Source organism: Enterobacter sp. 301B, from assembly GCF_003850715.1.
Lineage (GTDB): Bacteria > Pseudomonadota > Gammaproteobacteria > Enterobacterales > Enterobacteriaceae > Enterobacter > Enterobacter intestinihominis.
This window is the reverse complement of the sequence record NZ_PQTC01000002.1, coordinates 256,630-277,427: the sequence shown is the minus strand read 5'-3', so window position 1 is coordinate 277,427 and position 20,798 is coordinate 256,630. Positions and strand designations below refer to the sequence as shown.

Below are 20,798 nucleotides of genomic sequence, written 5' to 3'. Positions count from 1 at the left end.
ACTACACGTAGGCCCGCGTAAGCGCAGCGCCACCGGGCAAGACCCCGCACCCAAACCGGAGCCCAGCCTCCGGCTTTTTTGTTTTTGATTGATGTACATCAAGCAACATGGGTATGGCGCAATCCGAAAAAAGCGGTATAATCCCGCGATTTTTTTGCGGATGCCACCTCAGAGGAGAAAGAGAATGAAGATTGTGGAAGTGAAACACCCACTCGTTAAACACAAGTTGGGCCTGATGCGTGAGCATGACATCAGCACGAAGCGTTTTCGCGAACTGGCTTCTGAAGTGGGTAGCCTGCTGACCTACGAAGCGACCTCTGATCTGGAAACGGAAAAAGTGACCATCGAAGGCTGGAACGGCCCGGTGCAGGTTGAACAGATCAAAGGTAAAAAAATTACCGTTGTGCCAATCCTGCGTGCGGGTCTGGGCATGATGGAAGGCGTGCTGGAGCACGTCCCAAGCGCGCGTATCAGCGTGGTGGGTATCTACCGTAACGAAGAGACGCTTGAGCCGGTCCCATACTTCCAGAAGCTGGTCTCTAACATTGATGAGCGTATGGCGCTGGTAGTTGACCCGATGCTGGCGACCGGTGGTTCGATGATCGCCACCATTGACCTGCTGAAACAAGCAGGCTGCAGCAGCATCAAAGTGCTGGTGCTGGTCGCGGCGCCGGAAGGTATCGCGGCGCTGGAAAAAGCGCACCCGGACGTTGAACTCTATACCGCGTCTGTCGACCAGGGACTGAACGAGCACGGGTACATCATCCCGGGGCTCGGCGATGCCGGCGATAAGATTTTTGGGACTAAATAATCGAATAACGATAAAGAAGCCGACTTTGATAGTCGGCTTTTTTTTGAATAAAAACCAACAATGACACTCAGAGGAAAACACTATGACGCGCCGTGCTATCGGGGTGAGTGAAAGACCGCCGCTTTTACAGACAATCCCGCTTAGTTTGCAGCACCTGTTCGCCATGTTTGGCGCAACCGTGCTGGTGCCAATCCTGTTTCACATTAACCCGGCTACCGTGCTGCTGTTTAACGGCATCGGTACGCTGCTTTACCTCTTCATCTGTAAAGGCAAAATCCCGGCCTATCTCGGGTCGAGCTTCGCGTTTATCTCCCCGGTACTGCTGTTGCTGCCGCTGGGTTACGAGGTCGCGCTGGGCGGCTTTATCATGTGCGGCGTGCTGTTCTGCCTGGTCTCCTTCATCGTGAAGAAAGCGGGTACCGGCTGGCTGGACGTGATGTTCCCGCCTGCGGCAATGGGGGCAATCGTTGCTGTCATCGGCCTGGAACTGGCGGGTGTGGCGGCTAACATGGCTGGCCTGCTGCCTGCGGACGGTCAGTCACCGGATTCTAAAACCATTATTATTTCGCTGGTGACGCTGGGCGTGACGGTTTTCGGTTCCGTCCTGTTCCGCGGCTTTATGGCGATTATCCCGATCCTGATCGGCGTGCTGGCGGGTTACGCGCTCTCCTTCGTGATGGGCGTTGTGGATACCACACCGATTGCCGAGGCACACTGGTTCGCGCTGCCGACCTTCTACACCCCACGCTTCGAATGGTTTGCTATCTTCACCATTCTGCCTGCTGCACTGGTGGTGATTGCTGAGCACGTTGGCCACCTGGTGGTGACGGCGAACATCGTGAAGCGTGACCTGATCCGCGACCCGGGCCTGCATCGCTCCATGTTTGCCAACGGTTTCTCCACCATCATCTCCGGTTTCTTCGGCTCCACGCCTAACACCACTTACGGGGAGAACATCGGCGTAATGGCGATCACCCGCGTCTACAGCACCTGGGTTATCGGCGGCGCGGCGATCATCGCTATTCTGCTCTCCTGCGTCGGCAAACTGGCGGCGGCGATCCAGATTATCCCGGTTCCGGTGATGGGCGGCGTTTCCCTGCTGCTTTACGGGGTGATCGGTGCGTCCGGTATTCGCGTGCTGATTGAATCCAAAGTGGATTACAGCAAGGCGCAGAACCTGATCCTGACCTCCGTTATCCTGATCATCGGCGTAAGCGGCGCGAAGGTGCACATCGGCGCGGCAGAGCTGAAGGGTATGGCGCTGGCGACCATCGTCGGCGTGGGCCTGAGCCTGATTTTCAAGCTGATCTCGGTCATTCGTCCGGAAGAAGAAATCCTGGACGCTGACGATAGCGAAAAAGCACCACATTGATCCTTTAACCGGGCGGACGATCCGCCCGGTTCTCTCCTTGCTGGTTCCGTGTTAAACTCCATTCCGATTTTATGTAAGATCTCTGGTTGAGGTATTTCTGAACGGACCGGCACAGCTCTCTCTGCCACTTTATCTCCCTGACGACGAAACTTTCGCGAGTTTCTGGCCGGGTGATAACCCCTCTTTACTGGCTGCACTGCAAAACGTGCTGCGCCAGGAACACAGCGGATATATCTATATCTGGTCACGCGAAGGCGCGGGACGCAGCCACCTGCTGCATGCCGCCTGTGCGGAACTTTCGGCGCGCGGTGACGCGGTAGGCTATGTGCCGCTGGATAAACGCACCTGGTTTGTGCCTGAAGTGCTGGAGGGCATGGAACATCTCTCCCTGGTCTGCATCGATAATATTGAATGCGTGGCGGGAGACGAGCCGTGGGAAATGGCGATCTTTAACCTCTACAACCGCATTCTGGAGTCGGGCAAAACCCGGCTGCTGATCACCGGCGATCGTCCGCCGCGTCAGCTCAATCTGGGGCTGCCGGATCTGGCGTCTCGTCTGGACTGGGGGCAAATCTACAAGCTGCAACCGCTGTCGGATGAAGACAAACTCCAGGCACTTCAGTTGCGCGCCAGACTGCGCGGATTTGAACTGCCGGAAGACGTAGGCCGCTTCCTGCTCAAGCGTCTGGATCGGGAGATGCGCACGCTCTTTGATACGCTCGATCAGCTCGATCGCGCCTCCATCACCGCCCAGCGCAAGCTGACCATTCCGTTTGTGAAAGATATTCTTAAGCTGTAGTTATGCCGGGTGGCGGCTGCGCCTTACCCGGCCTACATATGGCACCCGTAGGCCCGGTAAGCGCAGCGCCACCGGGCTAAAGATCCCCCATCAGGTGCTCAACCAGCAGCGGAATCGGTCTTCCCGACGCCATGCTTCTGCCGTTCTCACGCCACAGCGCCGTCCCGCTGATATCCAGATGTGCCCATGGGATCGCCGGCGGACAGAAGTGATGCAGCAGCCACGCCGCCGAGGCGCTTATCGCCGCATTGTTAGTCGGTGTGTTGCACAGATCGGCAATCGCGCTGTCGGTCTGCTTTTTCAGCCGTGCGTCCAGCGGCAGAGACCACACCTCGTCACCGCTCCGTTTTCCTGCCTGCGTCAACGCGGCGCGCAGCGGTTCATCCTGGGTCATCAGCCCGCTCAGCTCATACCCCAGCGCTTTCACCACTGCGCCCGTCAAAGTCGCCATATCAATGATGTAGCGGGCCTGCGGGTACCGCTGGCTGGCCCAGGCAATGGCGTCAGCCAGCACCAGCCGGCCCTCGGCATCGGTATTATTGATTTCAACGGTGGTTCCGTTACAGGCTGTTGCCACCGTGCCGGGCTGCATGGCGTCGGGGCCGATGGCGTTTTCCGCCAGCGCCAGCACGCCCATGATGCGCACGGGTAATTTCAGCTCCGCAACGGTCAGCATCAGCCCCAGTACGTTGGCCGCGCCGCACATGTCATATTTCATGGTGTACATGCCCGCGCCTTCCTTCAGCCACAGGCCGCCGGTGTCAAAGGTAATGCCTTTTCCCACGTAGCAGCGCATCGGGCCGTCGTTGGCACCATCATAATGAATAGCCAGCAGACGCGGCGGGCAGGTCGCCCCTTTGCCAACGGCGTGCAGCAGTCCAAGACCCTGCTCAGCAATATCTTTTTCGTTCAGCACCTCGCAGCGCAGGGCAGGGCTGGCGGCACACAGTTTTTGCGCCTCTTCCACCACAAACTGCGGCGTGCAGCGGTCGGATGGCATATCCGCCAGACGTCGCGCCGCGATCATGCCGAGCGCAATGGCCTGCTGCTGGCGGAAGGTCGTCTCCAGCTTCGCCTGCTGTTCCGGCAGGCAGAGGGCAGTGATGCAGGTAAGACGCACCGCTTCGTCCGTCTTCTTCAGCTTCAGGTCACTGAGCCTGTGCGCCTGATTAAAGAGAAAACGCAGCACCTGCGCCAGCACCACATCGTCGATATCCGTCACGTCCAGCACGAGTTCGGCGCTGGCGGGGGCGGTAAGCAACGGTCGCAGGGCGGTGAGCAACCCTTCGGTCAGGGCGTCATGCCAGATCGTGTCCGGCAACAGAGTAATGCGCGCAAACGGCGCGCAGCCAAAGCGCGCGTCCGCGACGGTGCTCTGCTGGCGCATTTCAGCGACAAGAGCGCTTTCCGGTAACAGGGAACTGTCAGCGCGCGCAATCAAATGGCTGTTCGGCTTCGCGTCTGAAAGCGCGTTGATAAACTGGTAAGTGATCATCATGATTCCTCAATCGGCGCGCGGATCCGTGCGGCATAGGCCTGCATCCACTCCTCATCTACCGCGTGATAGTGCGTTTTCTCCCGCAGGCGTTCAGTACGAAAAACGGTGAGGGGCTGGCGAGCCGTCGCCACCACGAACGAGAAGGTTTTTATGTTAGTCGCGGCGCCAAATTCGCCCTGGTTGTTCATGCACACCACGGAGAGATCGCCCGCTCGACCGAAGCGCGACATCAGCTTGTCTTCCAGTTCGAATACGACTGAATCCGCCGCCTGCTGCGGCGTCATCCCTTGCGCCATCCGGCGAACGATTTCGTAGCTGGTACAGCCCTTCATCAGGTCTTCACCGACGCCTGTGGCGGTGGCCGCGCCGGTTTCGCTGTCGCAGTAAAAGCCGGAGCCGATGATGGGTGAGTCACCGAGGCGACCACGTTTTTTCATAAACAGGCCACTGGTGGAGGTGGCGACGCTCATCGAACCCTGTTTATCAAGGCCAATGATGCCGACGGTGTCATGTCCGTCGTAGGGGCTTAACCCCTTATCCAGCGTTTCGCGGCAGCGCTTGCGGTAGTGCTGCATGGCGCGATCCGTGAGCATAGTTTTGTCGGCAAAGCCCTGGCTCAGCGCCCATTCGCGCGCGCCCTGGCCGACCAGCAGGCTGTTATAGCGTTGACGGCTGAGCGCGTGCGCCACGCGCACCGGGTTGGCGATATCCACCAGATTCCCCACGGCGCCGAACGCCAGCGTGTCGCCGTCCATATAGGCCGCGTCCAGCTCCACCTCGCCGTTTTCGGTCGGCAGGCCACCGTAGCCGACGGATTTATACAGCGGAAAGTCTTCCACGGCAGCGACGGCATCGACCACCGCCGAAGCGACCGGTTTTCCCGCCGCCAGGGCAGACGCGGATTCCGTTACCCCTTCAAGTGCCATTCGCCAGGTTGCGATAATTCCCCACATGCTTTACTCCTGTTTTGCAAGGGTGGTGTCGGGTTGCGTAGCAATAGTCAGCTCCGCGGCGCGGTACTGTTTATCCACGATACGCATGAAAGGCAGGTACAGCATGGCGCCAATCAGCAGGTTGATCAGCTGCATCACGCTGCCGCTCAGGTGCCCGGTGACGATAAAGCCGCTGATAACCGGCGGCAGGGTCCAGGGAATAAACACCCCGGTGGTGACGGCGACCGCGCCAATTTTCATCGCCGCATACTGCACGGTGACCAGCACCAGCGGCACCAGATTAAACGGGATGAGCATGATCGGGTTCATGATCACCGGCAGGCCAAACAGGATCGGTTCGTTGATGTTAAACACTGAGGCTCCTGCGCCGAGGCGCGCCACCTCTCGCATGTTTTTGCTGCGGGCGAAAATCAGCATCGCTATCACCAGCGACAGCGTGGCGCCCGCGCCGCCCATCCAGATCATGTCAAAAAACTGTTCGGTGATGATGTGCGGCGGCGTCGTTCCCGCCTGGATCGCGGCGATGTTGTCGGTCTGGTTTTCCATCCACAGCGGGCGAATAATGCCGTTGATCATCGAACCGGAGTTAATGCCCACTGACCACAGAATGGTGATACTGAATACGGTCATCAGCGCACCGAAATAAGAGGTGCCGTAGTGGCGCACCGGGGTGGCAACCACTTCATAAATAAACTGGTGGATGGTGTGGTAGTGGGTGTTTTCAAATATGATGCGGATAATAAGCACCAGAATCATCACCAGCAGGGCCGGGATCAGCGCCGCGAACGACTCCTGCACCGCCGGAGGTACCCCGTCCGGCATTTTGATGACCAGCTTTTTGCGCTTCAGCCAGCAGAACAGTTCCGTCCACAGCAGGGAACCGATCATCGCCACAAACAACCCTTTGCTGCCAATCCACTCCACCGGCATCACGGTAATGCCGCCGTTTTCCGCCACTTTGATAAAGGGCGTCAGGATCAGGAAGGCGACCAGCGCCAGGATGCCGCAGGAGATGCGGTCCTCGCCATAGTGCTCAGCCAGGCGGTAGGCCACCAGGAAGCTGATAAACAGCGACATGGTTGAGAATACCGCGTTGAATGGAATCTCTATAATCGCACTCCAGCTCTCACCAAAGACCTGAGACATAAACTGCTGATAGGCCTGATTCGGGAAGGAGGAGATCACCAGCAGGATGGAGCCGACGATGATAAACGGCATGAATGAAACGTAGGCCCCACGAATGGCCCCAAGATGACGCTGCTGGGCCGTTTTCGCCGCCAGCGGCATCAGTTTTGCTTCAAGAAATCCCAGAACATTGTTCATTGTGAACTCCGTACAAGATTGAGAGGTGTTGTTTATGTTATGTCTGTGGATTATCAGTGAAGCGCGGCGAGCGAAAGGTGAAATCGGTCACAAAGCATTCGCTGTTCTACTATAAATCTCATAAGATTAGTTGCGGAGAGAGACGCGATGGAAATCAAACTGCATGCTAACGCCACCACCACACCGCGTATCCGTCGCTATCTTCAGCAGTCAGATAAAAGCGACAGAGAGCTAGCTGTTGAACTGGGGATCTCGGTCACCACCGTCAGGCGCTGGCGCAACCGCGACCAGGTTTCGGATAACCACACAACGCCAAAAGTGATACACAAAGCATTGAGACAAGAGCAGGCGGCACTGATAAATGCCCTGCGGGATATCACTGGGGCACCGCTGGATGAACTGCTGCTGCTGGTGAATGACGGACTCGGGATCGCCGTTTCCCGCGCGACCCTGAACCGCTACCTCAAACCGGCTTCGGTAAGACAAAAGGGGGCGTCGTTGCAGGGCAAAAAGGCGCTGAAGGCCGGTATCATGCCGCAGAAGCTACTTCTGCATCATCAGCCGCTATCGCTGCATATGGACGACGGTGGGGAGCAACACCTGCTCTGGGCGCGTGAACCCGTCAGCGGCTGGTGCTACGCCCGGCTTTATGCCGGTGTCTCGCCGCAGTTGCTGACCCGCTGGACGAACGAGGTGCTGGCTGCCTGTCCGGCTGATATTCAATCTATTGAGACTTTTGGGCTAGAAGTGAACTTGCCGGAGCATAACGTCATCGTAAAAGTGCATGCACAGTATTATCTTGCCCTTCAGGTCGCCGTGCCGTTACGTGAGATCATTCCGCGCGTGAATAGTGAACCGGCGGGAGAACTGTTGATCCAGCTGTGTGAATTTTTCAACCGGGGAAAAGCGCAGAAAAAGCTGGGGGAGAGTACGCCGCAGGCGTTTCTGGAAGCGCTGCGGCGTAACGATTAGACGATCCCGAGTACGTCTTCCGGCGGACGGCCGATACGCGCCTTGCCGTTCGCCACGACAATCGGGCGCTCAATCAGCTTAGGATTGTCGACCATCGCCTGAATCAGCCGATCTTCAGTGAGACTGGTATCGTTCAGATTGAGCGATTTATACAGATCTTCTTTCTGACGCATCAGCTCGCGTGCGCTGCCCATGTTCAGCATCTTCAGCAACTGGCGGATCGTCTGCGCGTCCGGGGGCGTCTCCAGATACAACACCACTTCCGGATCGATGTCGTTAGACTTCAGCAGATTCAGAGTCTCGCGGCTCTTGGAGCAGCGAGGGTTATGGTAAATTTTTACCGCGTCTGTCATGACTTCTCCTTTATTACATCTTCTCGTACGGCTTAAAGCGTTGTTGCAGGCCACGCAGCTGGTCGATTCGCGCATCGTAGCGGGCCTGTTGCAGGCTGCCGAGCTTCACCTGTGAGCTGGCGCTGCTTAGCAGGGAAATGGCCTGATCGAGGCGCCCCGCAAGCGCCAGACCTTCCGCACGCGCGGCCAGCTCCTGATCGCGATTACCCAGTTGCCCCTGGGCCTGGGCGAGCAGCTCCCAGCCGTTCTGGTCATCTTTATTGTTAAAGGTATAGCGGTTCAGAATGGTCACCGCCTCGCCGGGCTGGCCGCCCTGTAAGTAGGCGTTCGCCAGGTTTAGCTGCAATACCGGATTGTTGCGAATGTCTTTCGCCCCTTTCAGACGGTTGATCGCATCGGTCGCTTTTTTCTGTCCTAAATCGATATCGGTTGCGAGGTCGAGATACCACGGATTGTCAGGCGCCGACGCCAGCAGCGGCTGTAGGGCTTTACGCGCTTCATCGTACTTGCTGGCCTCCATCGCCTGGAGTGCCTGACCATACTGCGCGGCGTTCTTCTCGCGCACGTTGCCTTTCGCCAGCGCGTCCAGCAGATCGCTGGTGAGCTGATTACGTCCGGAGTTGTACATGCCAAGCGTTCTCACTTTGGCCATGTAGAAATCCTGCGAGGACTGCACGACGACCGGACGCATCTGGTTAGCACGGTTACGCGCATCCGAGAGACGGCTTTCCGGCAACGGGTGGGTCAATAGAATTTCAGGCGGGCGCGACGAGTAGCGTGCCTGGTCGAGCAGTTTTTCCAGGAAGCTCGGCATAGCCTGCGGGTCAAAGCCGGAACGCTGTAAAACCTGAATGCCGATGCGGTCTGCTTCCTGCTCATTCTGCTGGGTAAAGCTGATCATCCCCTGACGCGTTCCCGCCAGTGTCCCGGTAAGCGCCGCCATCCCGGCCTGCGGGCTGGCCATCGCCAGCAGAATAGAGCCCAGCGCGCCCACCCAGGTCAGGGGGGCGTTACGCTTCTGATCTTCCATCGCACGCGCCAGATGGCGCTGGGTGACGTGCGAAATTTCGTGCGCCATGACGGACGCCAGCTGGCTTTCGTTATCGGAATAACGGAACAACGCCGAATGCAGCACCACGTTCCCGCCAAAGAAGGCGAAGGCGTTGATTTCGTCGTTATTGATTAAATAGAAGTGGAAGGGCGTTTTTACCGAGTCTGCGTGCGCCACCAGTCGCATCCCCAGACCGTTGATGTACTGCACCAGCAAAGGGTCGTTAATCAGCGGAGCACTGCCGCGCAGCTGGCGTACGTAATAATCACCCATCTGCATCTCCTGCCCGATGGAGAGCGTGCTTCCTGCCGTGGTGCCCATGTCCGGCAATGAATCGGACGAGTCAGCGAAAGCGGGCAACACCTGACCCACCGTCACGGCGGCAATCAGTGTCGCAACCAGTGTTTTTCTCAACTGCCTGAACATAACCACTGTCCTGTATGTTGGATGTGCTAATTTGACCGATGAACCCGCATAACGTTCATCTCCGCTGCTCTGCGAGTGTAGCCGTGTTAAGAGATGAAGAAAATCCCATTCATCAGGGTTTTGCGAAACCTGACAGTGAAACAAAAAGGAAAGTCTTTTTTGTGACAGTTAGATACAATTCACCGTCTCACTCCCGCCATTCGATTCAGGGAAGGGTTGTATGCTCGAAATGTTAATGCAGTGGTATCGGCGTCGGTTTAGCGATCCGGAAGCCATTGCTTTGCTGGTCATTCTGGTTGCCGGATTCGGTATCCTGTTCTTCTTTAGTGGCCTGTTGGCACCGCTTCTGGTGGCGATTGTGCTGGCGTATCTGCTGGAGTGGCCCACCGCGCGTCTGGAACATATCGGCTGTTCCCGACGCTGGGCGACCAGCATTGTCCTGGTGCTGTTTGTCGGCATTCTGCTGCTGATGTCCTTCGTGGTGATGCCCATCGCCTGGCAACAGGGGATCTACCTGATCCGCGACATGCCCGGCATGCTGAATAAACTGTCTGATTTTGCCGCCACGCTGCCGCGCCGCTATCCTGCGCTGATGGACGCCGGGATCATCGATGCGATGGCCGAAAACATGCGCGCCCGCATCATGACCATGGGTGACTCGGTGGTGAAATACTCTCTGGCCTCGCTGGTGGGGTTGCTGACGCTGGCGGTTTACCTTGTTCTCGTGCCGCTAATGGTGTTTTTCCTGGTCAAAGATAAAGAGCAGATGCTGAATGCGGTGCGCCGCGTGCTGCCGCGCAATCGCGGTCTCGCAGGACAGGTCTGGCAGGAGATGAACCAGCAGATCACCAACTACATTCGCGGCAAAGTGCTTGAGATGATTGTGGTGGGCGTGGCGACCTGGATTGGCTTCGTGATTTTCGGGCTGAACTACTCGCTGCTGCTGGCGGTGTTGGTCGGATTCTCGGTTCTGATCCCGTATATCGGCGCGTTTGTGGTGACCATTCCGGTAGTCGGTGTGGCGCTGTTCCAGTTTGGTCTGGGTACGGAGTTCTGGAGCTGTTTCGCCGTATACCTGATTATTCAGGGACTGGACGGGAACCTGCTGGTACCGGTGCTGTTCTCAGAAGCAGTTAACCTGCATCCGCTGGTGATTATCCTGTCAGTGGTGATTTTCGGCGGGCTGTGGGGATTCTGGGGCGTGTTCTTCGCCATTCCGCTGGCGACGCTGATTAAAGCCGTGGTCCACGCGTGGCCGGATGTGCCGGCGGTGGAAGAGAAGTAGATTTAGTGCGGGCTGATGCCCTCACCCAACCCTCTCCCACGGGGCTGAGGGATCCCCAGTAATTTTTTTATGCAGAAGCAATAAAGTTGCTTTCTAAATGGCTGAGGGCTGTCAGCGATGCTCTGGTCCGGCTGTAAATCGCTGAGGCGTTTCCTGCAGGCCGGGGCGAGGCGCAGGGATGCGCCGAGAGGGCGGCTTTACAGGGACGTTGCCTCCGCCCGTACCCGATAAGCCGGAAGGAATAAGCCGAGGGCACCGCGAAGCGGCGATTTACCGCCGGGAGCCCGGGTCGCCAGGGTGGTGGCGACTGAGCCACCCTGGCACGTTCACCGGTCATGTCGTTACAGAGTAGCAAGGAACATAAAGTGAACGGAATGACCACCACCGCCGTATGTTCCCCTCACCCTAACCCTCTCCCCGGAGGGGCGAGGGGATTGCTCAGTGCTCGCATTAATTTGTGGGGAACCCTCAGCCCACGGGGAGAGGGGGCAAACACCAAAAACGGCAACCTGGGTTGCCGTTTTGCTGTTTATCAGGCGCTTTGTTTCAGCCAGTTCAACACCACGTCGTGGTGGTTGCTGGTTTTGAAATCATCAAACACGTGCTCAACTTTACCGTCAGCGTCAATCAGGAAGCTGATGCGGTGAATACCGTCGTACGTTTTGCCCATAAAGGACTTCTCACCCCAGACGCCAAACTGCTCGCAAACCTGGTGGTCTTCATCGGAAAGCAGCGTGAAGTTCAGCAGCTCTTTTTCCGCAAAACGTGACAGCTTCTCTGGTTTATCGGTGCTGATGCCCAGCACTTCCACACCGACCTTTTTCAACTCATCCATGTTGTCGCGTAAACCGCAGGCCTGTACGGTACAGCCCGGGGTCATGGCTTTCGGGTAGAAATAGACCAGAACACGCTGTCCCTGGAAGTCGGTCAAATTTACTTGCTCGCCGTCTTGATCCGGTAAGCTAAATTTCGGTGCGATATCACCGGCTTTCAGTGGGTTCATTACTCAACTCCATCCTGTTCGTGCTGCGAATAATCGACGACGCTTATACTGCCTTGCGCGTGTAATTCTGTACAGAGGGCTTTGAACGCTTGCTCGATATTTGACGCATCCTGCGAGGCAGGGCTGTGGGCGGTAATTTGAATAAATAGCGTCGGGATGGCGTTTTCATCGCCAGGCTGCGTGCGGGAAACCAGTTCGGCAATGTTCATCTGATGGCTGTCAAACAGTGCCGTAAAACGTTCAATCAGATGATGTGAATCAGGCACTTCAACCTGTACCCAGACTGTGGCAGGCAGAGCCGGACGCGGGCGCGCGGTGGTGCGCTTCATCACAATCAGTAAATCCAGCTCTGCGCCTTTCAGCGGCAGGGTAGATTCGATGAGGGTAATGGCATTCCATGTTCCGGAAAGCAGCATGATGAACGTGAACTCTTCGCCAAGCATAGCCAGCCGGCTGTCTTCGATATTGCAGCCGCAGCTGCTCACGTGGCGAGTGATGGTATTCACGATACCCGGCCTGTCAGCACCCAGCGCAGTGATAACCAGGTAATGTTGTGATGAGGTTGTCAAACCTGTTCTTCCTTTGCGTGGTTAAGTCTTCCTAAGGAAAGCATAAAAAAAACATGCATACAACCGCCTGAGAGCCTCAGGTCGCTTGCTTTTATTACAGTTCCAAACGTAACATTGAGGCTCTTGTTCGCACAGAGGATGGCTCATGTTCACGGGAAGTATTGTCGCGCTTGTTACACCGATGGATGAAAAAGGTAATGTCTGCCGGTCAAGCATGAAGAAGCTCATTGATTACCATGTCGCCAATGGAACCTCGGCGATCGTTTCGGTAGGGACTACCGGTGAATCCGCCACGCTGAGCCACGAAGAGCACGGCGATGTTGTGATGCTGACCCTGGAACTGGCGGACGGGCGTATTCCGGTCATCGCGGGTACGGGCGCAAACGCAACGGCAGAGGCCATTAGCCTGACTCAGCGTTTTAACGACAGCGGCATTGTTGGCTGTCTGACGGTGACCCCTTACTACAACCGCCCAACTCAGGAAGGTTTGTTCCAGCATTTCAAAGCCATCGCTGAACATACTGACTTGCCACAAATTCTGTATAATGTGCCGTCCCGTACCGGTTGCGATATGCTGCCGGAAACCGTTGGCCGTCTCTCGAAAGTAAAAAATATTATCGGGATTAAAGAGGCGACAGGGAACTTAAGCCGCGTTCATCAGATCAAAGAGCTGGTTTCAGACGACTTTATCCTGTTGAGCGGTGATGATGCGACCGCACTGGACTTTATGCAGCTCGGTGGTAACGGCGTTATTTCCGTGACGGCGAACGTGGCGGCGCGTGATATGGCTGACATGTGCAAACTGGCCGCAGCCGGTCACTTTGATGAAGCTCGCGTGATTAATCAGCGTCTGATGCCGTTGCATAATAAATTATTTGTCGAACCCAATCCGATCCCAGTGAAATGGGCATGTAAGGAGTTGGGGCTTGTAGCAACCGACACGCTGCGTCTGCCAATGACACCGATTACCGACCATGGTCGTGAAATTGTCGCTGGCGCGCTGAAGCATGCCGGTTTGCTGTAAAGTTTAGGGAGATTTGATGGCTTATTCAGTACAGAAGTCGCGCCTGGCCAAGGTTGCGGGTGTTTCGCTTGTTATGCTCCTCGCTGCCTGTAGTTCAGACTCGCGCTACAAGCGCCAGGTGAGCGGTGATGAATCCTATCTGGATGCGCCGCCGCTTGCTGAACTTCACGCGCCTGCCGGCATGATCCTGCCGATCCAGAACGGTGATTATAATATTCCGGTTACCAACGGCAGCGGCCTGGTGGGTAAAGCGCTCGATATTCGTCCACCAGCTCAGCCTCTGGCGCTGGTGAGTGGCGCGCGCACGCAGTTCGCCGGTGATACAGCTTCTCTGCTGGTGGAAAGCGCACGCGGTACCACGCTGTGGCCGCAGGTTGTGAGCGTCATTCAGTCGAAAAACTATACGATTGATAAACGCGACGACGCCAGCCAGACCTTAACCACCGACTGGATTGAGTGGAACCGTCTCGATGAAGACCAGCAGTATCGTGGTCGTTATCAAGTCTCCGTTAAGCCGCAGGGTTATCAGCAGGCGGTTACCGTTAAGCTGTTGAATCTTGAGCAGGCAGGTAAACCGGTTGCCGATCCGTCCGCCATGCAGCGCTACAGTACCGAAATGCTGAACGTGATTGCAGCGGGTCTGGATAAGAACGCTGCTGATGCCGCAAACGCCGCGCAGAACCGTAACGGTTCAACGTTTGACGTGCAGAGCGGTGCAGACGATACCGGCCTGCCAATGCTGGTGGTGCGTGCGCCGTTTAACCAGACCTGGCAGCGTCTGCCAGCCACGCTGGAAAAAGTGGGCATGAAGGTGACCGACAGCACCCGTTCAACGGGCAGCATCACAGCGACCTATAAGCCGCTGTCTGAAAGTGCCTGGCAGGAGCTGGGGGCAAGCGATCCACAGCTGCCTTCCGGTGACTACAAAATCCAGGTCGGCGACCTCGATAACCGCAGCAGCCTGCAGTTTATCGATCCGAAAGGACACACGCTGACCCAGGCGCAGAACGATGCGCTTGTCGCTGCCTTCCAGGCCGCATTCAGCAAATAATAGTGAGGGCTGGTTAATCCAGCCCTTTTTATTTTCGTGCCACGCAAACGTGTGCGTGGCATAATATGGCCAGTTTTGAATACAAATCATCACACCAGGAGTAATGAAGATGCAGAAGCAAGCTGAGTTGTATCGTGGCAAAGCGAAAACCGTATACAGCACGGAAAACCCGGATCTGTTGGTGCTCGAATTCCGCAATGATACGTCAGCAGGAGACGGCGCACGCATTGAGCAGTTCGATCGTAAGGGCATGGTGAACAACAAGTTCAACCACTTCATTATGACCAAACTGGCCGAAGCCGGTATCCCGACTCAGATGGAAGCGTTGTTGTCCGATACGGAATGTCTGGTAAAAAAACTGGATATGGTGCCGGTTGAGTGCGTGATCCGTAACCGTGCCGCAGGCTCCCTGGTGAAGCGTCTGGGCATTGAAGAGGGTATCGAACTGAATCCACCGCTGTTCGATCTGTTCCTGAAAAACGACGCCATGCATGACCCGATGGTCAACGAATCCTACTGCGAAACCTTCGGCTGGGTCAGCAAAGAGAACCTGGCGCGCATGCAGGAACTGACCTACAAAGCCAACGACGTGCTGAAAAAGCTGTTTGATGACGCGGGCCTGATCCTGGTCGACTTCAAGCTGGAGTTCGGTCTGTACAAAGGCGAAGTGGTGCTGGGCGACGAGTTCTCTCCTGACGGCAGCCGCCTGTGGGACAAAGAGACGCTGGATAAAATGGACAAAGACCGTTTCCGCCAGAGTCTGGGTGGCGTGGTCGAAGCGTACGAAGCGGTTGCTCACCGTTTAGGCGTTAAGCTCGACTAAACTGCGCATTTGCCAAAGGATGTTGGCATCCTTTGGCGTCTTATCCTTGTTTACTATGGTAATCCTTTCATTAACCGCCTACGATCATAGCTATTATAAATGGAATAGTTCGAGGTGTTTATGCGCTGGCAAGGGCGTCGTGAAAGTGACAACGTAGAAGACAGACGCAGCAGTGGTGGCGGTGGGCCGTCTATGGGCGGGCCAGGTTTCCGGTTACCCAGCGGCAAGGGCGGTATTATTCTGCTGGTCGTCGTGCTGGTAGCGGGCTACTACGGTGTCGACCTGACCGGTTTGATGACCGGTGAAACCGGGCAACAGCAGCAGTATTCTCAGCGCTCCATCAGCCCGAATGAAGATGAAGCGGCGAAATTTACTTCCGTTATTCTCGCGACGACTGAAGATACCTGGGGTCAGCAGTTCGAGAAAATGGGGCGGACTTATCAGCCGCCAAAACTGGTGATGTACCGGGGAGCAACCCGCACCGGCTGCGGCACCGGGCAGTCCGTTATGGGGCCGTTCTACTGCCCGGCGGACAGCACCGTCTATATCGATCTCTCCTTCTATGACGACATGAAAAGCAAGCTGGGCGCCGACGGCGATTTTGCCCAGGGCTACGTGATCGCGCATGAAGTCGGCCACCATGTGCAGAAGCTCCTCGGCATTGAACCTAAAGTGCGTCAGATGCAGCAGAATGCGCCTCAGGCGGAGGTGAATCATCTCTCCGTACGCATGGAGCTTCAGGCCGACTGCTTCGCTGGCGTCTGGGGACACAGCATGCAGCAGCAGGGCGTGCTGGAAACAGGCGATCTGGAAGAGGCCCTGAATGCCGCACAGGCGATTGGTGACGATCGCTTGCAGCAGCAAAGCCAGGGGCGCGTTGTGCCGGACAGCTTTACCCATGGCACCTCAGAGCAGCGCTACAGCTGGTTTAAGCGTGGCTTTGACAGCGGCAACCCGTCGCAGTGTAATACCTTCGGCAAAGCTATGTGATGTTGGGGGTTGAACAGCTGGTTAACCAGCTTCAGCGTACCGGGCACCGCCGGCTGGTGGTGCTTAGCGGCGATGAAGCGTGGACGTTGAGCCAGGCGACCATCCTGCGCGATACGTTACCAGGAGACTGGCTGTGGCTGGAGGAAAACCCCTCTAAGGCCATCAGCGGCCTGCTGGGACGTGAATATCTGCACGCCGTTTTTGACGCGCGTCGTGGGTTTGACGTCTCGGCCTTCGCCGCCCTCAGCGGGACCCTGCGCGCCGGAAGCCTTCTGGTGCTGCTGGTGCCGCCGTTCTCCGTCTGGGCTAACAAGCCCGACGCGGATTCTCTACGCTGGAGCGACAGCGCCGAGCCGATCGCCACCCCGCACTTTGTTTACCATTTTTGCCGGACGCTGGCCGCCGATTCAGATGCTATCGTCTGGCATCAACATCGTCCTCTGTGCCTTCCCGTTGCGCCAGATTTACCCGCCTGGCAGCCCGCCAGCGGTGAACCGCAGCGCGAGCAGGCTGCGATCCTCGACGCGCTTCTGACCATGCCTGCTGGCGTGGCTGCCGTGACGGCCCCGCGCGGACGAGGAAAGTCCGCCCTGGCGGGCATGTTGCTCAACGGCATTCAGGGTAGTGCTGTAGTGACCGCACCGGCAAAAGGGGCGACGGATGTCATCGCGCGTTTCGCCGGGGAACATTTTCACTTTATGGCCCCGGATGCGCTGCTGGCCTCCACAACAGAAGCTGACTGGCTGATTGTCGATGAGGCGGCCGCCATCCCCGGCCCGCTGCTCGAGAAACTGACGATGCGCTTTTCCCGCGTGTTGTTGACCACTACGGTGCAGGGTTATGAAGGCACGGGCAGGGGATTCCTGCTGAAGTTCTGCGCCCGGTTCAGCGGTCTGCGGCGATATACCTTATCAACCCCTGTACGCTGGGCTGCCGGATGTCCTCTTGAGCGAATCGTGGCGAACGCGCTGCTGTTCGACGATGCGCTTATCGATCGCAAACCGGCAGGGGAGGTAAGTTTAACGTCGCTGGAGCCCGGGGTGTGGGAGAGCGATCCGGCGCGCGGGGCAGGCGTGTATGAACTGCTGTGTGCCGCGCACTACCGGACGTCCCCCCTCGATTTACGCCGGATGATGGACGCGCCGGGACAGCATTTTACCGTTGCTGAAACCGACTCAACCCTCGCCGGTGCTCTCTGGCTGGTGGAGGAGGGCGGCTTATCCCCAGAGCTTAGTCGCGCGGTGTGGGCGGGATTTCGTCGGCCGCGTGGAAATCTGGTGGCACAGTCGCTGGCTGCCCACGGCGGATCGCCTCTCGCGGCGACGCTGAAAGGCCGACGCGTCAGCCGTATTGCGGTTCATCCTCATCGCCAGCGGGAAGGCATCGGCCAGGGGCTGATCCGCAGTGCCAGCGGAGAAGATTATCTCTCGGTCAGCTTTGGCTATACCGACGAGCTGTGGCGTTTCTGGCGGCAGTGCGGGTTTGTGCTGGTGCGAATGGGCAGCCACCGGGAGGCCAGCAGCGGGTGCTATACGGCGATGGCGTTGCTGCCGCTGAGCGAGGCGGGGCATCAGCTCTGCGAAGAGGCGCATCAGCGTTTATGTCGTGATATGCGCGTCCTGTCGGCCTGGAATGGCGAAAAGATCCCGGTGATGGATGCATGGGAAGCTACCCTTAATAGTGACGACTGGCTGGAGCTGGCGGGGTTTGCCTTTGCGCACCGGGCGTTTTCAACCTCGGTTGCGGCGCTAACGCGATTGTTGTTTGCCGTGGATATGCCGCTCCCGGCGCTGCGTGGGAAAATGGAAGGGAATACGCACGATTTCGGGCGCAAAGCGTTGCTGGCGAAGCTACGCGAGGAAATCGCTCACGCGCTTGAAAGGCTTGATTACTCCCGTAGCCAGCGGCTGAAAGCCGACATTTTGCAATGGCAATTTTTTCAATGACTTCTTCAGTAAAGTGGCATGGTCATTACCCCGCAGAGGCGTAAAATCCTGCTTAACAATTAAGGAGATCGCCATGAAACATGACCATTTTGTTGTGCAAAGCCCGGATACACCTGCTAAACAGCTACTGCTTCTGTTTCATGGCGTGGGCGACAATGCCGTCAATATGGGACAGATTGGCAGCTGGTTTGCACCCGTTTTCCCACACGCGCTGATCGTCAGTATCGGCGGCGTGGAGCCCTGCGGTCCGGACGGGCGGCAGTGGTTTTCCGTCGAGGGCGTGACGGAGGAAAATCGTCAGGCACGTATTGATGCCGTTATGCCAGCCTTTATCGATATCGTGCGTTACTGGCAGCAGCAGAGCGGCGTAGGTGCCAATGCAACAGCGCTGATTGGCTTCTCTCAGGGCTCAATCATGTCGCTGGAAAGCGTAAAAGCGCAGCCCGGACTGGTGTCCCGCGTGATTGCCTTCAATGGGCGTTTTGCGACGTTACCGCAAAGCGCGACCACGCAGACCACGATCCATCTCATTCATGGGGGTGAAGACCGGGTAATTGAGCTTTCGCATGCGGTTGCGGCCCAGGACGCGCTGATGCGTGAAGGCGGGGATGTGACGCTGGATATCGTGGACGATCTGGGGCATGCCATTGACGATCGCAGCATGCAGTTCGCGCTCGATCATCTGCGTTATACCGTACCGAAGCACTACTTTGATGAAGCGCTCAGCGGCGGTAAGCCGAATGACGATGATATCGTCGAGTTTATGTGAGGTTTCCCCTCTCCTTAGGGAGAGGGGAAACAGAGCGATTACTTCTTCTGGTCCTTCTTCGGCCAGTCGTCTTCATCGTCCCACTTGTCGTTAAAATCACGGTGCGGCGGAAGATCCGGTTTGTTGGCAAGGAACTTTTTGTGGTCAACGCGCTTGAGATCTTTAATCACGTTAAGCAGCACGCCTACCAGAAATACCAACACCAGAATCCACCAGTACTTTGAAAGCCAGTCCATTCGCTAATCCTCTTTAAGCACCCGTCAGGCGACGAGCTGCTCCATAATACGTTGATACATGCGGGCCAGCAGTTGTAAATCGGCAGCGTTCACGCATTCATTGATTTTGTGAATCGTCGCGTTAACCGGACCCAGTTCGACAACCTGTGCGCCCATGCGGGCGATAAAGCGTCCGTCAGACGTGCCGCCCGTTGTCAGCAGCTGTGGCTTAATCTCATTATAGTGCGCGATGGCGTTCACTACCGCATCCACCAGTTTACCGCGCTGCGTCAGGAACGGCTGTCCAGACAGCCACCAGTCGAGGGTATAGCGCAGCTGGTATTTCTCTAGCAGCGCAATCACGCGCGCTTTTATCATCTCGTCGGTCAGTTCGGTGCTGAAGCGGAAGTTAAACTGGACGAAGAGATCGCCGGGAATGACGTTGTTGCTGCCAGTGCCGGCCTTGATGTTGGCTATCTGCATGCTGGTTGGCGGGAAAAATTCGTTGCCTTTATCCCATTCAATGCCCACCAGTTCGTTCAGCATCGGCGCGGCGCGGTGTACCGGGTTATCCGCCAGGTGCGGATAGGCAACGTGGCCCTGCACGCCATGAATGGTCAAATTGCAGGTCAGGGATCCACGGCGGCCATTTTTCACCACATCGCCCACCACTTCGGTACTGGACGGTTCGCCCACCAGACAGTAGTCCAGACGTTCATTGCGCGCCATCAGCGCCTCAACGACCTTCACGGTGCCGTTGTGGGCGCTGGCTTCTTCATCGGAGGTAATCAAAAACGCAAGACGGTTTTTATGGTTCGGATGCTGGGCGACGAAACGCTCTGCCGCCACGACCATCGCAGCCAGGGAACCTTTCATATCCGCAGCGCCGCGTCCGAAAAGCATGCCGTCGCGGATGGTTGGCTCAAAAGGCGGGTTGATCCAGCGGTCTGCGTCGCCTGCGGGAACTACGTCGGTATGTCCGGCAAACGCCAGCGTCTCCCCCTGACCGCGCCATGCCCAGAAGTTCTGCGTATCGCCAAAATCCATGTGCTCGACGGTAAAACCGATGGCACGCAGGCGCTCAATCATTAATGCCTGACAACCTGCGTCGTCCGGGCTAAGGGAAGGACGGCGAATAAGCTGCTGAGTCAGCTCAATGACCGGGCATGACATAGACTACACCTCAACGAATAAATCTGAATAAAGGGTTTCACTGAAACCCAGCAGCATAGGCTGACCTGGCTTGCAGAGCAATGGGCGTTTGATGATTGCCGGCATTTCAAGCATCAGTTTGGCTGCGCTGTCGGCGTTGTTGATCGTGGCCCGGAGAGATTCATCCAGTTTTCGCCAGGTGGTCCCGCGGGTGTTCAGCAGCGCTTCCCAGCCCAGTTCGTTGATGGCGGAATGGAGAAACGCGGGGTCAAGCCCGTCGGCACGGTAATCATGGAAGCGATAGTCGATGTTGTGTGCTTCCAGCCAGCGGCGGGCTTTTTTAATCGTATCGCAATTCTTAATGCCGTACATCACAACCATAGTGAATCCTTTTGTTCTTGTGTGGATTAAAT

The 20,798-nt window shown here is 56.9% G+C and carries 21 protein-coding genes; 11 read left to right on the top strand and 10 right to left on the bottom strand.

Annotated features, from left to right (window positions below):
- Window positions 1-184: 184 nt before the first annotated feature.
- The 3 genes from upp (at window position 185) to C3451_RS03690 (ending at window position 2,982) form a co-directional block, all read left to right on the top strand.
- Window positions 185-811: a uracil phosphoribosyltransferase gene (upp, locus tag C3451_RS03700; protein ID WP_022648979.1), complete on the top strand. Its 627-nt coding sequence runs from the start codon at window positions 185-187 to the stop codon at window positions 809-811.
- Between the two features lie 82 nt (window positions 812-893).
- Window positions 894-2,183: a uracil permease gene (uraA, locus tag C3451_RS03695; RefSeq protein WP_022648978.1), complete on the top strand. Its 1,290-nt coding sequence runs from the start codon at window positions 894-896 to the stop codon at window positions 2,181-2,183.
- A 97-nt stretch (window positions 2,184-2,280) separates the two neighbouring features.
- The gene (locus C3451_RS03690; RefSeq protein WP_211482948.1) at window positions 2,281-2,982 is read left to right on the top strand and encodes a DnaA inactivator Hda; all 702 of its coding nucleotides are present in this window, start codon (window positions 2,281-2,283) and stop codon (window positions 2,980-2,982) included.
- A 76-nt stretch (window positions 2,983-3,058) separates the two neighbouring features.
- On the opposite strand, the gene C3451_RS03685 is transcribed toward C3451_RS03690, so the two are convergent.
- From C3451_RS03685 to celB, 3 genes are read right to left on the bottom strand one after another with little or no spacing between them, the layout of a single operon-like run.
- On the bottom strand, window positions 3,059-4,477 hold the full coding sequence (locus tag C3451_RS03685) for a leucyl aminopeptidase family protein (protein ID WP_045621471.1): 1,419 nt from the start codon (window positions 4,475-4,477) through the stop codon (window positions 3,059-3,061).
- Window positions 4,477-5,433: a N(4)-(beta-N-acetylglucosaminyl)-L-asparaginase gene (locus C3451_RS03680; protein ID WP_022648976.1), complete on the bottom strand. Its 957-nt coding sequence runs from the start codon at window positions 5,431-5,433 to the stop codon at window positions 4,477-4,479. Before C3451_RS03680 ends, C3451_RS03685 begins: the two co-directional genes overlap by 1 nt.
- Before the next feature lie 3 nt (window positions 5,434-5,436).
- Window positions 5,437-6,756, bottom strand: coding sequence for a PTS cellobiose transporter subunit IIC (gene celB, locus C3451_RS03675; protein ID WP_045621469.1), 1,320 nt, complete (start codon window positions 6,754-6,756; stop codon window positions 5,437-5,439).
- A 147-nt stretch (window positions 6,757-6,903) separates the two neighbouring features.
- Here celB and C3451_RS03670 point away from each other — a divergent pair, with 147 nt between their 5' ends.
- A complete protein-coding gene (locus C3451_RS03670) occupies window positions 6,904-7,728 on the top strand; it encodes a homeodomain-like domain protein (RefSeq protein ID WP_045621467.1) in 825 nt (274 codons plus the stop codon).
- Here the strand turns inward: C3451_RS03670 and arsC are convergent.
- Together arsC and bepA are read right to left on the bottom strand one after the other, a co-directional pair.
- Entirely contained in the window at window positions 7,725-8,081 is a 357-nt protein-coding gene (gene arsC, locus C3451_RS03665) for an arsenate reductase (glutaredoxin) (RefSeq protein ID WP_022648973.1), read from the bottom strand. The genes C3451_RS03670 and arsC overlap by 4 nt on opposite strands.
- A 13-nt stretch (window positions 8,082-8,094) precedes the next feature.
- Window positions 8,095-9,558 (bottom strand): beta-barrel assembly-enhancing protease, encoded by a 1,464-nt coding sequence (gene bepA, locus C3451_RS03660; RefSeq protein WP_003860547.1) that lies wholly within the window; start codon window positions 9,556-9,558, stop codon window positions 8,095-8,097.
- 220 nt (window positions 9,559-9,778) lie between these two features.
- Between bepA and C3451_RS03655 the strand changes: the two genes are divergently transcribed.
- The gene (locus C3451_RS03655) at window positions 9,779-10,843 is read left to right on the top strand and encodes an AI-2E family transporter (RefSeq protein ID WP_003860546.1); all 1,065 of its coding nucleotides are present in this window, start codon (window positions 9,779-9,781) and stop codon (window positions 10,841-10,843) included.
- 532 nt (window positions 10,844-11,375) lie between these two features.
- On the opposite strand, the gene bcp is transcribed toward C3451_RS03655, so the two are convergent.
- On the bottom strand, window positions 11,376-11,846 hold the full coding sequence (gene bcp / locus C3451_RS03650; RefSeq protein WP_022648972.1) for a thioredoxin-dependent thiol peroxidase: 471 nt from the start codon (window positions 11,844-11,846) through the stop codon (window positions 11,376-11,378).
- Window positions 11,846-12,415: a glycine cleavage system transcriptional repressor gene (locus C3451_RS03645; RefSeq protein ID WP_063139227.1), complete on the bottom strand. Its 570-nt coding sequence runs from the start codon at window positions 12,413-12,415 to the stop codon at window positions 11,846-11,848. Before C3451_RS03645 ends, bcp begins: the two co-directional genes overlap by 1 nt.
- A 145-nt stretch (window positions 12,416-12,560) precedes the next feature.
- Here C3451_RS03645 and dapA point away from each other — a divergent pair, with 145 nt between their 5' ends.
- The 6 genes from dapA to ypfH all read left to right on the top strand — a co-directional run bounded on the left by dapA (window position 12,561) and on the right by ypfH (window position 19,018).
- On the top strand, window positions 12,561-13,439 hold the full coding sequence (gene dapA, locus C3451_RS03640; RefSeq protein ID WP_003860542.1) for a 4-hydroxy-tetrahydrodipicolinate synthase: 879 nt from the start codon (window positions 12,561-12,563) through the stop codon (window positions 13,437-13,439).
- Between the two features lie 16 nt (window positions 13,440-13,455).
- Window positions 13,456-14,490 (top strand): outer membrane protein assembly factor BamC, encoded by a 1,035-nt coding sequence (gene bamC / locus C3451_RS03635; RefSeq protein ID WP_045621189.1) that lies wholly within the window; start codon window positions 13,456-13,458, stop codon window positions 14,488-14,490.
- 109 nt (window positions 14,491-14,599) lie between these two features.
- The gene (purC, locus tag C3451_RS03630; RefSeq protein ID WP_001171626.1) at window positions 14,600-15,313 is read left to right on the top strand and encodes a phosphoribosylaminoimidazolesuccinocarboxamide synthase; all 714 of its coding nucleotides are present in this window, start codon (window positions 14,600-14,602) and stop codon (window positions 15,311-15,313) included.
- 120 nt (window positions 15,314-15,433) lie between these two features.
- The gene (locus C3451_RS03625; protein ID WP_045621188.1) at window positions 15,434-16,303 is read left to right on the top strand and encodes a neutral zinc metallopeptidase; all 870 of its coding nucleotides are present in this window, start codon (window positions 15,434-15,436) and stop codon (window positions 16,301-16,303) included.
- Window positions 16,303-18,249: a GNAT family N-acetyltransferase gene (locus tag C3451_RS03620; protein ID WP_045621187.1), complete on the top strand. Its 1,947-nt coding sequence runs from the start codon at window positions 16,303-16,305 to the stop codon at window positions 18,247-18,249. Before C3451_RS03625 ends, C3451_RS03620 begins: the two co-directional genes overlap by 1 nt.
- Window positions 18,250-18,322: 73 nt before the next feature.
- Window positions 18,323-19,018 (top strand): esterase, encoded by a 696-nt coding sequence (gene ypfH, locus C3451_RS03615; protein ID WP_045309147.1) that lies wholly within the window; start codon window positions 18,323-18,325, stop codon window positions 19,016-19,018.
- A gap of 38 nt (window positions 19,019-19,056) precedes the next feature.
- Here ypfH and C3451_RS03610 read toward each other — a convergent pair whose 3' ends face one another.
- Genes C3451_RS03610 through C3451_RS03600 form a run of 3 tightly spaced genes read right to left on the bottom strand, consistent with a single transcriptional unit; the run spans window position 19,057 to window position 20,766 of the window.
- Window positions 19,057-19,254, bottom strand: a complete 198-nt coding sequence (locus C3451_RS03610; protein WP_000383991.1) for a YpfN family protein — start codon at window positions 19,252-19,254, stop codon at window positions 19,057-19,059.
- A gap of 24 nt (window positions 19,255-19,278) precedes the next feature.
- Window positions 19,279-20,406 carry a succinyl-diaminopimelate desuccinylase gene (gene dapE / locus C3451_RS03605; RefSeq protein WP_017383496.1) on the bottom strand — a complete coding sequence of 376 codons (1,128 nt, stop codon included), beginning with the start codon at window positions 20,404-20,406 and terminating at the stop codon, window positions 19,279-19,281.
- Window positions 20,407-20,409: 3 nt separating this feature from the next.
- Window positions 20,410-20,766 (bottom strand): ArsC family reductase, encoded by a 357-nt coding sequence (locus C3451_RS03600; protein WP_045309148.1) that lies wholly within the window; start codon window positions 20,764-20,766, stop codon window positions 20,410-20,412.
- Window positions 20,767-20,798 lie beyond the last annotated feature (32 nt).

Excerpts from the sequence above, each read along its gene's own strand:
- bepA (WP_003860547.1), bottom strand. The coding sequence starts at position 9,558 with ATGTTCAGGCAGTTGAGAAAAACACTGGTTGCGACACTGATTGCCGCC.
- dapE (WP_017383496.1), bottom strand. The coding sequence starts at position 20,406 with ATGTCATGCCCGGTCATTGAGCTGACTCAGCAGCTTATTCGCCGTCCT.
- upp (WP_022648979.1), top strand. The coding sequence starts at position 185 with ATGAAGATTGTGGAAGTGAAACACCCACTCGTTAAACACAAGTTGGGC.
- purC (WP_001171626.1), top strand. The coding sequence starts at position 14,600 with ATGCAGAAGCAAGCTGAGTTGTATCGTGGCAAAGCGAAAACCGTATAC.
- C3451_RS03670 (WP_045621467.1), top strand. The coding sequence starts at position 6,904 with ATGGAAATCAAACTGCATGCTAACGCCACCACCACACCGCGTATCCGT.
- C3451_RS03685 (WP_045621471.1), bottom strand. The coding sequence starts at position 4,477 with ATGATCACTTACCAGTTTATCAACGCGCTTTCAGACGCGAAGCCGAAC.
- ypfH (WP_045309147.1), top strand. The coding sequence starts at position 18,323 with ATGAAACATGACCATTTTGTTGTGCAAAGCCCGGATACACCTGCTAAA.
- bcp (WP_022648972.1), bottom strand. The coding sequence starts at position 11,846 with ATGAACCCACTGAAAGCCGGTGATATCGCACCGAAATTTAGCTTACCG.
- C3451_RS03625 (WP_045621188.1), top strand. The coding sequence starts at position 15,434 with ATGCGCTGGCAAGGGCGTCGTGAAAGTGACAACGTAGAAGACAGACGC.
- dapA (WP_003860542.1), top strand. The coding sequence starts at position 12,561 with ATGTTCACGGGAAGTATTGTCGCGCTTGTTACACCGATGGATGAAAAA.
- C3451_RS03655 (WP_003860546.1), top strand. The coding sequence starts at position 9,779 with ATGCTCGAAATGTTAATGCAGTGGTATCGGCGTCGGTTTAGCGATCCG.
- C3451_RS03610 (WP_000383991.1), bottom strand. The coding sequence starts at position 19,254 with ATGGACTGGCTTTCAAAGTACTGGTGGATTCTGGTGTTGGTATTTCTG.
- celB (WP_045621469.1), bottom strand. The coding sequence starts at position 6,756 with ATGAACAATGTTCTGGGATTTCTTGAAGCAAAACTGATGCCGCTGGCG.
- C3451_RS03680 (WP_022648976.1), bottom strand. The coding sequence starts at position 5,433 with ATGTGGGGAATTATCGCAACCTGGCGAATGGCACTTGAAGGGGTAACG.
- C3451_RS03620 (WP_045621187.1), top strand. The coding sequence starts at position 16,303 with ATGTTGGGGGTTGAACAGCTGGTTAACCAGCTTCAGCGTACCGGGCAC.
- bamC (WP_045621189.1), top strand. The coding sequence starts at position 13,456 with ATGGCTTATTCAGTACAGAAGTCGCGCCTGGCCAAGGTTGCGGGTGTT.
- arsC (WP_022648973.1), bottom strand. The coding sequence starts at position 8,081 with ATGACAGACGCGGTAAAAATTTACCATAACCCTCGCTGCTCCAAGAGC.
- C3451_RS03600 (WP_045309148.1), bottom strand. The coding sequence starts at position 20,766 with ATGGTTGTGATGTACGGCATTAAGAATTGCGATACGATTAAAAAAGCC.
- uraA (WP_022648978.1), top strand. The coding sequence starts at position 894 with ATGACGCGCCGTGCTATCGGGGTGAGTGAAAGACCGCCGCTTTTACAG.